This window comes from Wolbachia endosymbiont (group B) of Aricia artaxerxes, assembly GCF_964026975.1.
Classification (GTDB): domain Bacteria; phylum Pseudomonadota; class Alphaproteobacteria; order Rickettsiales; family Anaplasmataceae; genus Wolbachia.
In genome coordinates, this window is the sequence record NZ_OZ034718.1 from 1,263,820 (window position 1) to 1,279,911 (window position 16,092).

Here is a 16,092-nt window from a genome sequence, read left to right on the forward strand (position 1 = left end):
ACTAATTATTTTCTAAGCTAAAAAATAGGTAAAATTAACCTCTATCCTCGATTTTATTGCCGTCTAGTTTGTCCTCATCTTCAAATTCATCATCATCGTCAAATTCATCCTTACTGTCTTCATCATCAAACCCATCATCGTCTTCCTCATCATCAAACCCATCACCACCTTCAAACTTATCATCAATATCCTCGTCTTCAAATCCATCTTCAATCCCTGGCTCATCGTATATTGCATCTTCAGTTTTAGCTTCAACAGGATAATCAGCAGCTTCAATAGCATTACTCTCTTCTTCATTACTAATCTTATCTTTGTTAGCAGCAGAAAAGACCTTGTTTGGATCATATGGCTCTTGTGTAGGCACACGTGTTGGTTTAATCAGCCTTCTTGTGAATGTGCTATCACTATAGTACAAAATTTTCTTTGACTTAATTGGATAAGTCGATTCTATCAAAATTATCTGATCATCACGTGGCAGCATAATAATTTCTTGAGGTAAGAGCAATGCTCTCTGTGTTTCAGAGATATGCAATGATCTTGATGCAGGATTCAAGTCTAAAAATTTAGGTTTGTTTAATGATTCTTGTTGTACAGTTTTGTTTCCTATAAGCTGAGATATCAAATTAGCCGTTTCAATATTATTGGCTGCAAAAGTTATTCTATAGGTTGAGTTTGATAAAAAGGAGTTCATTCCTGCTTCTTCATATATTCCTTTAAGCTGTTCAGTATCTTGAACAATTAAAAATAACCTTACTCGATAGCCACGAAAGTATGCGATGCCCGTTTGAAATTGCTCCATTTTTCCAAGTGTTGGAAACTCATCCATTAAAAATAATACGCCGTAAGGCTCGTCATCCGATGGCAATTTTCTACATAAAAACTCAGTTGCCTGTTGGTAAAAAACCTGCATTAAAGGCCTGAGCCTAGTTAAGTTATCAGGAGTTAAACCAACATAAACTGTAGTTTTCTTCTTTTTAAAATCCAAAATATTAAAATCACTTGATGCAGTTGCAGTATCGATCAATGGGTTTGCCCACAATTCAAGCGACGAGTTCATAGTTGACACAACACCTGACCTTTCTTTGTCAGCCTTTTGCAAAAAAGCTGCAATGTTCATATACGCTACCGGATGTATTATTTTACCCATTGTGTCCAAAACTACAGCAAGATTGTAAACTACGTCATCGCTACGCATCGTACGCACAACCTCACCAAAAGATTTAACTTTCTCTGGTGCAGCAAGTAAATATAGTACCACCCCAACAAATAAGCTTCTTGCTTCGTTTTGCCAAAAATCTTGTTCAGGCATGATTAGGTTAGCTATTTTTTGCACATCGTCAACCATCTGTCCAGGTTTTTCACTAATCCATTCCAGTGGATTATAACAATGGCTTACCCCATCTGGCTGCGCTGGGTTCCATACATATACTTTTTGTCCTTGTCGCTCTCGCCAACCACTTGTTATTTCATAGTTTTCTAATTTTATATCATGCACAATTACCGAATCATTCCAAAATAACAAATTAGGAATTACAAAACCAACACCTTTACCAGAGCCTGTAGGTGCAAAGAGCAATGCATGCTGAAACTCATCAGCAATAAAATATCCTCTCTTATCTTTACCAAGCAATAGACCTTTTTTGCTTCTTAATCCCGCTTTTCGTATGTCTTTCTCTGATGCCCACTGTGAATCTCCATGAAGTGATTCTTTCTTTTTAAATGGCCGCCACTCAATTAGTCTTTCTCTCACATTCCACAAAATAATCATCAAAACAATTTGAGGCAGTATAGAAGATACAACTAATTTAATTTTGAGCTCAAAGCTATATAGCTCTGGATGATGCCAACAATATTGTATATGATCAAAAATTGTCGGCCAGAGAGCTTGAGGAAAAGGTGTCAAGCTAGGATTAATTGCTCTAAAATCTACACCATCTGGACCGTCAACAAACAGGTAGAATAATATACCAGACAAATAGAAGCAAAATTCAAGTATGCTAAAAGATACTACACCTCCTATGAGAATATTGCGTAGGTGATTTCCATTACTCATAAACTACTTTTTCTTAACTTACGTATAAATTTAAGTATTTTCATTTGAAGATCTAGTAAATAATATCTCAGAAATGCTTCTTTTGCCTCCACTGGTTCTTTTTAGCTGAATAACAATATCAATTACATTTCTAATGTATGGTATGATCTGATCTGGGGGAATGCCAAGATTTGCTTGCATAACCATAAGTTTTATTTGCTCAAGAGCCATTGCCGGACTATCCGCATGAAGAGTTGATATTGACCCTGGGTGGCCAGTGTTTATTGCTCTAAGAAAACTAAAAGCTTCTGCTCCACGTAATTCACCAACTATTATCCTATCTGGTCTTAAACGTAAACATGCCTCTATCAAATCTTGAGTGGTCACTTTTGCCCTGCCTTGCCCTCCTTTAGAAGCAATAAGATGTACTCTATTCGGATGATCATTCAAAACTATCTCCCTCGCATCTTCAACAGTAATAATTCTTTCTTCAGATGGAATAGCACGCAAAGTAGCATTAGTAAAAGTGGTTTTACCAGTGGAAGTTCCACCACTAATTATGATATTTTTCTTACTTATTACAGCATATTCTAAAAACTCTTTTATTTTTTTTTGTTTCAGTAGCAAATCTAGGTGACGATCTACTGGATTATCGGTCACTCCTATAACAGTTTCAGAAAAAGCCCCCATTTTTTCATAATCATCCAATGCCAATTGCATAGAAGAAGGTTTACGAATTGAAATGACTACTTTATCAGGCTCACATGCTGGAGGAAACACTATCTGTATACGATAACCATTTGGTAATGTAGCTGAAAGCAGCGGTGTCTCTTCGCTCAGTTTTTGTTCTGTAGCTTGAGCAATCAACCTGCTAAGAGATTTTAAATGATTAAGATCAAATATTTCTAACTTTTCGCATCTTATTTCACCGCGATTTTCAATCCATACTTCCTTCGGTTTATTTATTGATATTTCATTTACACCTTCCTCTTGAAATATCCCTTGTAATGGCTCCAAGTATGTATCAAGTGCAGCATAGTTCATTTCAGTTATTTAATATTGACTGTGGAGGAAATACTATATCTTGGTTAACAAATACTTTCAATGCAGTTCCTTGATTAACATAAATAGTTGGTTTTTTATCTACACTCCTATCAACTATATCTCGCATGTCTTTGGAAAAATCATTGATTGACTTCCCAATTTCTTCATCATAAACAGATTTGCTTCTTTTCTGAGTTTGCCTCAACAGTTGACGTACATCGTCTAAAGTTATACCGATATTGTCACTAGTAATTGTATCAACTCCACTAGCTCCAGAACTTTTTATCACACTTACTATTTCTTCCTTTATTATTCTCAGCAAATCCTGATCACTTTTAGCATTTCGAATTTTTTCAATAGCCCTAATACCCAATTTCCATTTTTCGTCTCCTACCTTCCCAACTTCAGTTTTTATAGAATTCTCCAATCTCTCAACAATAGCCCCTTTGAGAGAAGAAATATCTATTTCAGTTGCAGTAATAGACTTCTCTGCATACATGGCAGTTAGCGCATCGATAAGATTAGAGGCTTTTTGTCCTACAACAGCTGAACCAATCGAAACACCAGCAAGTGCCACTGAAGAGAATAATGCACTTACTATTTTATTATCAACTATTCCAGCTATCCCTGCCCTTCCAAGCTCATCGGTACCAGATGATGCAATAGCAACATCTATACCATGAGGAAGAATGATCCTATTCCAATTTATGTTCACGCGGGCTTTTGCAACATTTGAGTCGAATGAATAACCACCTATTAACCTTGAACCTTTTGGTATTAAAATTGTATCACCAGTTTCTGCATAAACGTCTCTACTAACAACAGCACGGAGCATTCCTTTTAAGTCAGAACTTATTGCAGTTTCAAGAATAGCGTCAATAACTTTACCTTGAATAATCATTAAACCAAGCTTTCCAGCTTTGGTAGCTTTGCTCGACTGTGCTGAGGTATTGGATAAAACAGCATCTGTAGCTTTACCTTCCCCACTACTACCTGAAATTGCTAACATTTGTGCACTACGTCTGTCTCTAGGATAACCGCCACCCCCTATTGTAGGAAATGAAGTAGGCAAATTGCTAATAACATTACCAGAAGGAAAATTTTGCTTTGGTAAAACAGGTATATTTGACAAGGGAATTTCTTTTAGTTGCTCTTCTTTTTTTGTCACTTCCTCTTTTTTGATTTGTTTTACTTCTGGTATGACTTGTGGGATAGGAAGAGGAGGTAAGGGTGGCAAGAGATCAGTTGCTATCCTCTCGGAAACTACTACATTATCTGGAACTTGTTCTAACTTTCCTTTCAATTCTTGAATGTTTTGCTTTGTTTCCTCTTTTTTAACAATCTCTGGACCCTCTTTATTAGAAGGACTAAAATAAAGATAGTACACTCCACCAACTAAGAGCGCTACCATAACTATCATCAATGCCTTATAACCTTGATTAGAGCCAACTGTTACTACCTTGCTTTCTATCTCTGATTCATCTTCTACACTATTATGCCTTTCTTTACTCATATTATATGTACCAGAACTAAAGTGACCTATTTATAACTTCAACTTCACTACCTTCATAACGCATTAATAGCTTTTTATGTACTCCTTTTATTACAACATAATCATCAAATAACAGCCTTTTACAGGATTCGCCTTCTATAAAAATCTGAGGAATTTTATTACTATTTCTAAACTTTAAATAGGTTAAATAACCATCATCGAATAACTCAATTGGAACTATATCTATGTTACCACCTTCATCAATATATGTATAGTTGTACCTCGTATTATTTTCTTGTATTATTTTTTCTGGCTTTTCTGTAATGTATTGCATTTGAGTAGGTAAAGAAACCTCATCTAAATCAACATCAAATTCATCTTCTTCTTGAGGATAATAAAAACGTATTACGTAAGATATATCCTTTTCAACGGAATAATCATGATCCACTTTTTTAGCATCAGTATCTGGGTATTTATCGTAATTTGGTCTTGAAATTAGATCAAAAATGTAATTTCTCTTTTTAGTTGTCGTAATAATCATGTTAGTGCGACTACTGACTTCAAATGGCATGACAAGCAGTTTATTATCATAAGGATTAATTTTCCAACTTGATGCATCACCAACAGCAATATTTTTGACTTTTTCCCCTTCTGCAAACTCAATATAAGAATAGTAACCTTGACTAAAAATTACTGTAAACACCTCATTAGGGCTATATACAAAAGTCTTTATTCTACTATCTACAGAAATAGGTTTATTATTAATAGATGCATTTAAGTTGCCACTTATTAGTAAAGCTAAAACTAACAATATCCTACACATATTCATCATCTACTCTATATGAAATAACTTGAAACCCTAACGGGTTAATATATCTTTGCTGATCATTCATTTCAAGCGATGCATATTTATACGACATCACAACTATCTTATTTTTCCTTGAGGAATTTCCATCTTTTCGTGTAAATTCTATAGAAAATCTCACTTGAAGAGCATCATTACCTAATTTTTGAATTGAACGAATTTTCAACTCACCTTTAGCATCTGAATATAAATTAAAAAGGTCATTCATATTCTGCGATTTTATATAATTGCTAAATTCACTATATACACTAGGCGAAGAAAACAACCTTACTTTTGTATAATAATTATAATTATAATTATATGGGTCAAAAACCTCCCTTGCTTTTATATACTCTGAAATAAAATAATCGTTCAGCGTTTCATTTGCAGAATATTGTTTTACTGTAACAGGATCAACCAATTGCACTATTCCTGACTTTTTATCAATTTCTATAACGAATGGCTCAATAGTGCTACTTGTGCTAATTTTAAATATAGCTAATATGCTTATAGAAATTGCAACTAGTAATATTAATGTAAATAAAAGTAAAGTATTTCTCTGAGCAACAACTGTGCTATAGCGACTTGAATTCCAATTTATATCCTTATCCAATGACTCATTACTTTTTTCTTGTTTTAAAAATTTCAGCATCTCAATATTCTTAAAAATCTTAACTTATATTAATTAACATAGCAAGCTAACAAAGTAGTTATAACAAAAAAGCTAATAAACCCTTAATCCATGGCCTAACTTGCCAAATTTTGTTTCCATATATGAATGATTATATTCATTGCGTTCCATAATAAGTGGTACACACTTTGTAACTTCTATACCGTTATTTTTCAACTCTGATAACTTTCTACCATTGTTTGTAAGTAATTGTATTTTATTAATGTTCAATTTCTTAAGTATTTTAGCTGCAACAGCAAAGCTCCTTTCATCATCTTCAAAACCCAATACTCTATTTGCATCAACAGTATCAAGATTATATTTTCTTTGCATACTGTATGCTCTTAACTTATTAGTTAAACCAATGCCTCTCCCATCTTGCATCAAGTATAATATAATGCCATTCCCAAAGTCGGTCATTATTTGAATCGCTTGATGTAACTGGCTTCTGCAATCACATGATAAGCTGTCTAATAAGTCTCCTGTATAGCATGCAGAATGAATTCTCACTAATGGCTCATTATCTTTATCTGGATTGCCAATGATAATTGCATAATGTTCTCTTCCGCCACTTTTGGTTCTATAAGATATGATATCTACTTCTTGAGTCTGCTTTAAAAATAATGATGTTTTGCACACTTCATACACACTATGATTTTGTTGAAAATCATTCACAAGTAACGTATTTAGTGCAATAATGTCATTTTCTTCACACCAATTTCGCATTTCATGTTTATTCTCAAAAGTCATATCAGCCACTAACGCGTATGGCAATAATTCTGAGAACTTAAGCAAGGCAACAGCATACGCATCTATTGTCTTTGAGCATTGCAACTCTTTTATCCAATCTTCCTTTGAACAGTTTATTAAATGGAGCAGTTCATCAAAATTGCTTATCAACAGACGTTTGCTACTATGTTCTTTACTCTGACATATGTATTTTACCTTACTTGCAGTCAAAGTAACATACACATTACCTGATATAAGCTTATATTGACTAAATAAATTTTTTTCTAAAGTTTCAGCAGCAGCAAGCAATAGATAGTTATTTTCATCATCATATATTAAAATTGGAAGACCACGCCTGACTTCACTGATGGCCCTTTCTACTTTATTTCTACTTTGATTTCCTATAAACATTTCACCTACACCAAACAACTTGGTGCGGTCGAGAAGACTTGAACTTCCAAGGCTTTGTGAGCCACAGCGACCTCAACGCTGCGTGTCTACCAATTCCACCACGACCGCACTTTATTCTAGTTTCTATATAATTACTTTAAATTACTTAATCATTTTAAGATTTTTCATCTAAAGTGTCAATCTGATACTAGGATAATTTAGGAAATGCCTGTATAATTTAACTATGAATTTTATGGTTACAAACTTTAATCATTTAAGATAATCTTAATACTAATTCTTAATTTAGGTTTTTATACAAATGAAAGTAGCTAATATCTTCATTTTTTTAATTCTATCTCTTACAATTAGCTTTCACTCTAATCATGCACAAATATTGTACACATGGTCTCAAATCATTCCAGAAAATAAATTAAGCATACGTGCGATTATAGACAATAACATGTGTCCCATTGCTTACGTCGATAATAAGGCAGTAGAAATGCTAAGTCGCAGCTCAATTAACAATACCGAAACAGTTTGTGAACTGATAGTAGAAACAAATGCTCAAAACATTAGTATTGACAATATAAAAGTTCCCGTATTAGCGGAAAAGATCAGCAAAATTGCCTTCATTGGCGATACAGGATGTAGAATAAATATGTTATTTCAGCAAGAATGTAATTCTGTAGATAACTGGCCTTTGAAAAAAAATTTAGATTCAATCGCTTTTCATAAACCAGATTTAATTATCCATGTTGGTGATTATCATTATAGACAAACAAAATGTAGAAACACAAAAAAGTGCGGCGATATTTATGGATATAGCAAAGAAGCTTGGTACGCTGATTGGTTTGAGCCTGCAAAAGATATTTTAACACAATCTCCTTTTCTTTTTGTTCGTGGAAATCATGAGAGTTGTAATAGAGCTTATGAAGGATGGTTCAGATATTTAGATTCATACCCCTTTTCCCCTCAAAAATGTGAAGATCTTATTTCCAGTTGGTTCTTAGATGCTGGGCCGATGAAGTTTTTTATCTTCGACTCTTCATCCGGTGAGGAAATTTTTACAACCCAAAGCACAGTTGATGCTTTTGAGAGGCAGTTTGATAAATTGATACAAGATAAGCCCACGTGGTTTTTGACTCATAAACCACTTTGGAGATCTCCAAAAAAAGAATTTTTGACATTAAAAAGCCATGGCAATCTTACACAAATTGAAGCTTTTGGAGATAAATTTCCAAGCAATGTTACTACCATAGTTTCTGGCCACATTCATATAGCCCAGATTTTATTAATGGATAATGTTCCAGATCAGATTATAGTTGGAAACGGCGGTGCATTATTACACGCTCAAGATCAAGAACCTGTTTATCAAAACGTAGAATTTAACTATCCAAATAGTAGAAATTACTTAGCACACGAAGTTAGAAACTTTTTCGGCTTTGGCTTTGCAATATTAGGTTTAGACGATCACAAATTTACTTTCTATAACCAAGATAATAAGGAAATGTATTCTGCAAACCTAACGAAAGACTTTAAACTTAAAACAAATTAAAATTAGGACTATTTGTTGTTATCGATTACTGACCTTACCGAGAAAAAGTAGAGAAGTAGAAATGTGAGTTGACAAAATAAGAGAAATATAGTATATTAATGGTAGTAAGAGTATTTAAAATTAATTATGCCAGTAGCAGTAAATACACCAGATAACATACAAAGAATGTCGAAATTTAAAAAGGCAAGAGATATTTTACTAGCCCCTGTGAGATGGCTAGTCATTGGTTTAGCTGTAGTATTACTCATAGCATTTATTGTTTTTGTCATAGCGTTAATTCTAGTTGCTCAAGCATTGGGTAAGCTATATCTTCTTGCAGGAGGCAAATTACCAGAATGGTTAGAGCAAAGAACTGAAGCATTTATGGAGGCAGTGCGTGTCCCACAAACAACGCATGATACTAATGTAAATGATGCAATTAATATTAACGTTCAAAAGCTAAAAGAAAACTATGGCGAGCCTGATGTTGATGATAAGTTTATAGAGGAAATAGAAGGATTTATTGATCAGTTAGAGTGTATAGCAAATGGTACACAAAAAGCTGTGGATAAAGATCAACTCACAGAAGATGAGAAAAAACATGCACTTAAGTGCTTGGAGCGTATAAAAAACAACCCTGATACACATAGTGGAAGCGGATTAACATTGAAGCAAGTTTTAAATTTGGTTTGGAAAGCTTGTAAAGATGAAAATAAAAAAAGTGCTGATGATAATATAGATATTAATACCCGCATATCACAGAGAAAATATCAACTGGTTAAACATTTAGTAGAATCGCAAACAGAATATGGAGTACTTGTTGGCAGTGCATGTTTTACTGGTACCTTTAACAGTATTGTCTCTTCCTTGTACACTTTTGAAGAATTTTTCTTCTTGCAAAGAGCGGATAAGGCTACTGTAAAACAAGAGTTTGAAAATGATCTACAAAAAAAAGGTGAAGAATTATTTAATCGGCTTTCCAATGATAAAGAAAAAAAAGAAGTTGCAGAAGCTTTAAGTAATCCTTCTACAAATTTCTTTATTAGCTTTATAGAATCATTTAAAAATCACTCTGCACGTGCAGTTTTAGGCGATAAAAGATGTGATGAACTAATAAAAGAGCATTTTGGTAATCTTCAATATAAACCAACAATATCTTGCTTTATAAAGTAATCACTTAACTAACGGCAAAGTGATACCATGTTGATTCATATATTTTCCTTTCATATCATCATATGACTTCTCACACTCACTTTCGCCGCTTAAAAACACAAATTGGCATGCTCCTTCATTAGCGTAAATTTTTGCAGGAAGTGGAGTAGTGTTAGAGAATTCAAGTGTGACGTGACCTTCCCATCCAGGTTCTAAAGGTGTGACGTTCACTATGATACCACATCTTGCATAAGTTGATTTGCCAACACAAATTACTAGTACATTCCTTGGTATACGAAAATACTCCACTGTGCTGGCAAGCACAAAACTATTTGGTGGAATTATACATACATCTGTTTCCTTATCTATGAAACTATTCTCAGAAAAATTCTTTGGGTCTACAATAGCTGAATTAACATTAGTAAAAATCTTAAACTTATTACTAACTCTTGCATCATAGCCATAAGATGATAATCCGAAAGATACAACACCCTTACTGCTTTTATGATTCACAAAAGGCTCTATCATTCTAGAGTTTTCAGCCTTTTCCCTTATCCATTTATCTGGCATAACTGCCATAATTGTCCTTTAAAGTTTTGTAATACTTATAATAATATGTAATAGAATTTAAATGTAAACCTGAATGGCTTTGTTGCATAGCACTGATAGGCATGTAAATCACAGTGAATTTACGCAGCTAATTTAAATTCAGCCATACCTATATCAGTAAATTTGTTCAATAAGTAGCACTTAATTAACAGCTCTTTTTCACGATTTACCTCTGATTTATTTTTCAAGCCAAACCCAAATATTTGCTTCAACCTATAGAAAAAGACTTCAATATAAGACCGTGCTCCATACTTAACTTTTTTCTTCCATTCATTAATACCATCTTCATAATTCTCATATGACCTAATTCTACTAATATACTTGTTTCTTTCTGATAAGTAGTCAGCTAAACAAATTTTAGTATCCTTCCTAGGGCGAATAATAGGCACAATATTGTATTTTCTGCATTCTTTATACACACTTTTTATATCATAAGCCGCATCTGCTCGAATAGAACAAATGTTATATTTATCACTGACTTCTTCTAACATATCGCAGACCGGCAAATAGTCTACAGCAACACCACTAGTGTAGTTCATGCTTATTGCTTTCTTATCATTTATGTTTAAAACAACATGTAATTTTCTTACTTGACCATAACCACTGTATTTTCTTTTTCGAATATTAAGCTTACTATGCCCACCGTTATTATTGTAGATACTAACTCTAGTGCTATCTACGGCAATTTCAACATTTTCCAGATCATCTTTATTGCTTCTATGGTCATCAATCTTCAAATTAAGCTTTTTAAATCTTCTGGAAGCTTGTGTATAGCTGATAATCTTAAGTTTTTTGCCTATTTGTACCATATAACCTTTTACAAAACCTACAGCTTGTCTCAAGCCAATTCTAAAAAGATGAACTATTATGTGTATTAAAATTACAACTTTATCACTATAAGTGTTATTGCCACCTGCAACTTTTGGACTATTTTCATACCAATTTTCTATGGCTTGATTAACAAAATGAAAAACATTTCCTCTTTTTTTGAGAAACTCGTTATATTCTCTTTGGTTACTTACTCTCATTTTTTGTGGCATAAGTTGTACTTGTTTGAAAAATGCCTATTTTACAACAAAATTCGTTAGTAGCCATATATTAAAAAGCTTTTCTTCTTACAATAACCTCAACCAACACTAGCTATGCAACAAAGCCAACCTGAATTAGCGTTACACTCTGGAATGGCAAAGTTTCCAGTATAAACTACCTATACAAAAATAAATTGGCAATATTTCAAGCCTGCCAAGCAGCATCAAAAACGATAGAAATAGCTTTACTCCACCACTAAAGGAGGAATAATTACCTGAAGGACCTATTAGGTTACTAAATCCTGGGCCAGAATTTGTAAGCATTGCAGAAACAGAGCTGATGCTAGTTATAAAGTCCGCATTGCTCAAGTAAGACATCACTATTGATGATATAGTGAACGTTAACATGTAAATCGCAAAAAACGTAAAGACGGATTGAACTTCATCATTTTCCAGTATTTTACCATTGAGTTTTACTCTATCGCTTTCACTTGGATTTAATAAAGAGCTAAAGTAATTCCTTATAGATTTTAGAAAAATGACTAAACGGAAGATTTTGATTCCACCACTAGCAGAACCACCACATCCACCAATAAAGGCTAAAAAGAAAGCTAAGACTGAAATAAAGCTCCAATTCAAGTAGTTGCACATTATATAGCCAGTTGATGTGATAAAGGAGGTAATGGTGAATGTGCTGTACCTAAATAATAAAAATACTCCTAAGTCAAAATTTTTATATAACCAAAAACAAGCAAGCAAAGATGAAATAACAACTATCTTAATAAAGTAAGAGACCTGTTCATCATAACAAACGTCTAATCGTCTTACAATTTTTAAATAGCTCAGAAAAGGTAAAGAGCCTAAAATCATAAAGATAATTGTTATTACCTCCAATATAGGGTTATTGTAGTAGCCTATAGAATCGTTATAGTTAGCAAATCCACCAGTTGATACAGCGGACATTCCGTGACATACTGCGTCAAATAATGGCATGCCAGCTAGATAATAGGAAAATATGCACAATAAAATTAGGCAGTAATATATTTCTGCAATATGTATTACTACGCTTCGCGTATGTGGTAACTTTCTTTTAAGAGCATCTGAGTACTCAGAATAGAGTAAATTATTTAAGCTCAAAACCTTAAATATGGGAAAAATTGCAATTCCTACTGTAATTACTCCAAAACCACCTATACCGTGTAGCATTGCTCTCCACAGTAGTATCCCCGGAGATTGTTGCTCGATGTAACTTAGAACAGTTGCTCCTGTGGTTGTAATCCCAGATACTGCTTCAAACAGTGCATCAATGTAGCTTAAACTATCAAGATAAAATGGAATAGCTGCAAACAGAGATAATGCAATCCAGGTACAACTGGTAATCGCAAAAATTGCCGGCATTCCATGTACCCTATTTAGTTTACCCAGTAGAATAAAAGTCGCACTAAATGTGCAGGTAACTATAAATCCAACCAGAAAATTTTTCCATTCGTAACCTAGATAATTATTAGTAATAGCAGGAATAAGCATTGCTACGCCAAACAACAATAGAAAAATTCCCACAATAAACGCAATTGAACGTAAAACTTGCAGACTTTCCATAGACAGTACTGTGAAAGCTATATGTTATTAAAACTTCAACCGCTTTGCTAATTTTTTCTCTTGACTTGATTATAAATACGTATAATTATAGCGCTAAATTTGCCATAAGAGATAGAGGTAAGGTATGTTATTAACTGACAGACAAAAAAACATTCGAGATTCATTAATTAGTGAAGCTATACAAGGCAACTTTGAGAATATAAAAAATAATTACGATAGCGATATACAAGAAGTTTTGAAAAGCGAATTACCTAGTAATATACAAAAAGAGTTTAAAGACGATCTACCTAACCCTTGTACCACTTCACAGTTGATTATATTCAAAAAAAATCAAAAGGAAATTAATCAATGTATACAGAAAATGGAGCAAAAAATTGAGAGTATTTCGTGTGATATAGCTATGCAAGAAGCGAAAGGAAATGATGATTCGCATATGCAAAAAGTGAAAAACTTAAAGAGAACAAGTGATCTTCACCACAAATTACGTCAAGCAATAGATTATTTAGATGTTAAAAAAGTTAAAGCAGTATTAGAAGATTGTGATACAAATCTAGCAATGATTTTAAATAGACCTATACATTCACAGAGCAAAACTACCCTTTTACTTTATCCTCTGCAAGTTGGTCTTAATAAACGATATATAGGTGATGGTAAAAGATTGAAACAAGAAGATCTGAGAAATATAAAAGAAATTACTAAACTTCTTTGGGATAAAGCTTCTCCTGATATTCGCAATTTCTGGTTTAAATTCCATCAAGATCAACAAGAAGAAAGTACAAAAGACACAAAAGCAACCTTTGAAGCTCATTTGAAAAAAGCTCCTCCTGATATTCGTGACTTGTGGCTTAAATATCAAAGAGTGCCTGAAAATCAAGATGCAGCTGTAATAAAACTTCTTAAAGGTGAGCAACAACGACATGCCAAGATAGGTAGTGAGAAGTGGCTTGAAGATTTCATTCAAGAAGTTAAAGATTACAGAGAACAAAAAACCATAGAAGAAAACCTTGAAATAGCTACAGAGAAACCTACAACAAAATCTGTTCTACAAGACGCACAACTTTCTCAAATAAATAGAACTTGTTGTATTTTGTAGTAAATAAGTTCTTAGGAAATCTAAGTATGATAACAATAAAAACAAGAAATTTAAACGTTCTATTTTTAACCTAGTATCCAGAATAAAAAAATATCAAAGTCATCATATTATATCACGAACCTTTTCCAAGACTTTTTTTATATTTTCGCTTGAAAGTGGAATTAAGCCAAGCCTAGATAAATATCTACCTTCAGTACTAATAGAGTCTACAACTTCTCTAATGAATTCCCTTAATCCATCAACAGTATCTAAGTGTTCTTTCTTTATATAAAGATATAAAGGCCTTGCTAACATATACTCCCCCGATGATATATTTTTATAAGTTGGCTCAATTCCTGCGATTGTGCTTCCTTGAATCTCATCTTGGTTTTTCGCTAAAAAGCTGAAGCTAAATATTCCTAAAGCATTTTTATTGCTCTTCAATTTTTGTATTATTATGTTTTCATTAATTCCAACTTCTATATATCTTCCATCATCTCTGATATTACTACATGCTTTCTTTCTTTTTTCTTGGTCTTGATAATTCTCTTTGAAAATCCTTGAGTTCATACATGAATATTGATCAAGCATAATAAAATTAATCAAAGTTTCATGTGTACCTGTATTTTGATGTGGGCCATAGATTTTAATTTCTGTTTTTGGTAGAGCTTGATTTACATCAGACCAAAATTTCTTGTTATTCTTTACTAATCTATCATTGTCTTCAGAATATGAAGATAAAGTTTCAAACAGGTCATTTTTTGTAAAATCAAATCTATGGCTTTGATTTGAATTTGCAATAACAATTCCATCATAGCCAATTATTATCTCTATTACTTCATTCACTTTATTTCTTTTACATAATTCTCTCTCTACTTCCTTCATAGGGCGAGATGAAGTAGTGATATCTGGTGTGCCTTCCCCTATTCCTGAACAAAACATTTTGAACCCTGATCCACTTCCTATCGATTCTACAACTGGAGTTTTAAAGGAAAATATACGGCTGAATTCTTCAGATATAAATGAGATAAAAGGAAAAACAGTTGAAGATCCAACAATTCTGATATATCTTCTGGCATCAACATTTGACAGTGGGATGAGTAATACAAATGCAAAAATAAGGAAAAGGCGTTTCAGCATCGTTTTCGCTCAAGAGTGTAAACTTAATTATCGTAATAAAAAATCAAACTGAAAAGCTTTTTTTCTAGATTTCAAAAGGTATAACGATCAAATGTGTGCGTAATGATGAGATCTGAATCACAGCATTCATACAACTGTATCTATATCGAATCCTCTTATGTTTTTCAATACTGAAAAATTCTTTCATATTAACTTAATGATGCAATATATCCTTTTCTTTAATAGATAAGTCATCATCGACTTTTTTTACATTATCATCAGTAATGTTTTGTATTTCCTTTTTGGCAACATGAAAATCATCTTCTGAGATTTCCTTATTTTTCTTCATTTCCTCTATTTCTTCCATAACATCTCTGCGTATATTTCTAATTGCAACTCGTGCATTTTCAGAAAATTGATGCAATAATTTCACTAATTTTTCACGAGTTTCTTGTGTTAAGTCTGGAAGAACTATACGTATAGTATTTCCTTCAACAACAGGATTTAAATTCAGGTTAGCATTGATTATCGCATTTTTTACTTCACCGATAGCAGTAGCATCCCAAACTTTAACTGATAGAGTTTTGTTATCTATAGCTGAAACTCCTGCAACTTGGTTCAGTTTTTGATGTCCACCATAGATATTTACAACTATACCATCAAGTAATGATGCGTTAGCTCTACCAGTACGTACACCTTTCATATCATCGTGAAAAGACTGAATAGTTTTTAGCATTCTTTCTTTTGTTTTAGCTTTTATTTCGTTTAACATAAATTA

General features: G+C 33.1%; 14 protein-coding genes and 1 tRNA gene. 3 read left to right on the forward strand and 12 right to left on the reverse strand.

All coding sequences use genetic code 11. The features are described from left to right. Positions 1-34 precede the first annotated feature (34 nt). From AAGE00_RS05715 to AAGE00_RS05745, 7 genes are all read right to left on the reverse strand, one after another. Positions 35-2,053 (reverse strand): type IV secretory system conjugative DNA transfer family protein, encoded by a 2,019-nt coding sequence (locus tag AAGE00_RS05715; protein WP_341815204.1) that lies wholly within the window; start codon positions 2,051-2,053, stop codon positions 35-37. 30 nt (positions 2,054-2,083) lie between these two features. Further along, a complete protein-coding gene (virB11, locus tag AAGE00_RS05720; protein WP_007302612.1) occupies positions 2,084-3,076 on the reverse strand; it encodes a P-type DNA transfer ATPase VirB11 in 993 nt (330 codons plus the stop codon). Position 3,077: 1 nt separating this feature from the next. Further along, on the reverse strand, positions 3,078-4,589 hold the full coding sequence (locus AAGE00_RS05725; RefSeq protein ID WP_213863945.1) for a TrbI/VirB10 family protein: 1,512 nt from the start codon (positions 4,587-4,589) through the stop codon (positions 3,078-3,080). Positions 4,590-4,605: 16 nt separating this feature from the next. Continuing rightward, positions 4,606-5,397 carry a P-type conjugative transfer protein VirB9 gene (gene virB9, locus AAGE00_RS05730; protein ID WP_029237539.1) on the reverse strand — a complete coding sequence of 264 codons (792 nt, stop codon included), beginning with the start codon at positions 5,395-5,397 and terminating at the stop codon, positions 4,606-4,608. After that, positions 5,384-6,064, reverse strand: coding sequence for a virB8 family protein (locus AAGE00_RS05735; protein WP_007302609.1), 681 nt, complete (start codon positions 6,062-6,064; stop codon positions 5,384-5,386). The genes virB9 and AAGE00_RS05735 overlap by 14 nt, the downstream gene beginning before the upstream one ends. A 72-nt stretch (positions 6,065-6,136) precedes the next feature. After that, entirely contained in the window at positions 6,137-7,222 is a 1,086-nt protein-coding gene (locus AAGE00_RS05740) for a GTP cyclohydrolase II (protein ID WP_213863944.1), read from the reverse strand. A gap of 20 nt (positions 7,223-7,242) precedes the next feature. After that, positions 7,243-7,330 (reverse strand) — tRNA-Leu (locus AAGE00_RS05745). A 190-nt stretch (positions 7,331-7,520) separates the two neighbouring features. Here AAGE00_RS05745 and AAGE00_RS05750 point away from each other — a divergent pair. Next, the gene (locus AAGE00_RS05750; RefSeq protein ID WP_052265037.1) at positions 7,521-8,756 is read left to right on the forward strand and encodes a metallophosphoesterase family protein; all 1,236 of its coding nucleotides are present in this window, start codon (positions 7,521-7,523) and stop codon (positions 8,754-8,756) included. Between the two features lie 126 nt (positions 8,757-8,882). Next, positions 8,883-9,908 carry a hypothetical protein gene (locus AAGE00_RS05755; protein WP_213863943.1) on the forward strand — a complete coding sequence of 342 codons (1,026 nt, stop codon included), beginning with the start codon at positions 8,883-8,885 and terminating at the stop codon, positions 9,906-9,908. Here AAGE00_RS05755 and dcd read toward each other — a convergent pair whose 3' ends face one another. The 3 genes from dcd to AAGE00_RS05770 form a co-directional block, all read right to left on the reverse strand. Beyond that, positions 9,909-10,466, reverse strand: a complete 558-nt coding sequence (dcd, locus tag AAGE00_RS05760; protein WP_006012513.1) for a dCTP deaminase — start codon at positions 10,464-10,466, stop codon at positions 9,909-9,911. 110 nt (positions 10,467-10,576) lie between these two features. Continuing rightward, positions 10,577-11,536, reverse strand: coding sequence for an IS5 family transposase (locus AAGE00_RS05765; RefSeq protein ID WP_341815149.1), 960 nt, complete (start codon positions 11,534-11,536; stop codon positions 10,577-10,579). Positions 11,537-11,665: 129 nt separating this feature from the next. Further along, entirely contained in the window at positions 11,666-13,123 is a 1,458-nt protein-coding gene (locus AAGE00_RS05770) for a TrkH family potassium uptake protein (protein WP_213863942.1), read from the reverse strand. Between the two features lie 124 nt (positions 13,124-13,247). On the opposite strand from AAGE00_RS05770, the gene AAGE00_RS05775 reads away from it, so the two are divergent. Then, positions 13,248-14,216: a hypothetical protein gene (locus AAGE00_RS05775; protein WP_007302603.1), complete on the forward strand. Its 969-nt coding sequence runs from the start codon at positions 13,248-13,250 to the stop codon at positions 14,214-14,216. A gap of 102 nt (positions 14,217-14,318) precedes the next feature. On the opposite strand, the gene AAGE00_RS05780 is transcribed toward AAGE00_RS05775, so the two are convergent. Further along, complete coding sequence (locus AAGE00_RS05780; RefSeq protein ID WP_341815205.1) at positions 14,319-15,335, reverse strand: substrate-binding domain-containing protein; 1,017 nt, start codon at positions 15,333-15,335, stop codon at positions 14,319-14,321. Positions 15,336-15,528: 193 nt separating this feature from the next. Next, the gene (gene frr / locus AAGE00_RS05785; RefSeq protein ID WP_007302601.1) at positions 15,529-16,086 is read right to left on the reverse strand and encodes a ribosome recycling factor; all 558 of its coding nucleotides are present in this window, start codon (positions 16,084-16,086) and stop codon (positions 15,529-15,531) included. Positions 16,087-16,092: the final 6 nt, after the last annotated feature.

Bases quoted from the DNA above. Each gene is read 5' to 3' on its own strand.
- AAGE00_RS05715 (WP_341815204.1), bottom strand. From the start codon at position 2,053: ATGAGTAATGGAAATCACCTACGCAATATTCTCATAGGAGGTGTAGTA.
- virB11 (WP_007302612.1), bottom strand. From the start codon at position 3,076: ATGAACTATGCTGCACTTGATACATACTTGGAGCCATTACAAGGGATA.
- AAGE00_RS05725 (WP_213863945.1), bottom strand. From the start codon at position 4,589: ATGAGTAAAGAAAGGCATAATAGTGTAGAAGATGAATCAGAGATAGAA.
- virB9 (WP_029237539.1), bottom strand. From the start codon at position 5,397: ATGAATATGTGTAGGATATTGTTAGTTTTAGCTTTACTAATAAGTGGC.
- AAGE00_RS05735 (WP_007302609.1), bottom strand. From the start codon at position 6,064: ATGCTGAAATTTTTAAAACAAGAAAAAAGTAATGAGTCATTGGATAAG.
- AAGE00_RS05740 (WP_213863944.1), bottom strand. From the start codon at position 7,222: ATGTTTATAGGAAATCAAAGTAGAAATAAAGTAGAAAGGGCCATCAGT.
- AAGE00_RS05750 (WP_052265037.1), top strand. From the start codon at position 7,521: ATGAAAGTAGCTAATATCTTCATTTTTTTAATTCTATCTCTTACAATT.
- AAGE00_RS05755 (WP_213863943.1), top strand. From the start codon at position 8,883: ATGCCAGTAGCAGTAAATACACCAGATAACATACAAAGAATGTCGAAA.
- dcd (WP_006012513.1), bottom strand. From the start codon at position 10,466: ATGGCAGTTATGCCAGATAAATGGATAAGGGAAAAGGCTGAAAACTCT.
- AAGE00_RS05765 (WP_341815149.1), bottom strand. From the start codon at position 11,536: ATGCCACAAAAAATGAGAGTAAGTAACCAAAGAGAATATAACGAGTTT.
- AAGE00_RS05770 (WP_213863942.1), bottom strand. From the start codon at position 13,123: ATGGAAAGTCTGCAAGTTTTACGTTCAATTGCGTTTATTGTGGGAATT.
- AAGE00_RS05775 (WP_007302603.1), top strand. From the start codon at position 13,248: ATGTTATTAACTGACAGACAAAAAAACATTCGAGATTCATTAATTAGT.
- AAGE00_RS05780 (WP_341815205.1), bottom strand. From the start codon at position 15,335: ATGCTGAAACGCCTTTTCCTTATTTTTGCATTTGTATTACTCATCCCA.
- frr (WP_007302601.1), bottom strand. From the start codon at position 16,086: ATGTTAAACGAAATAAAAGCTAAAACAAAAGAAAGAATGCTAAAAACT.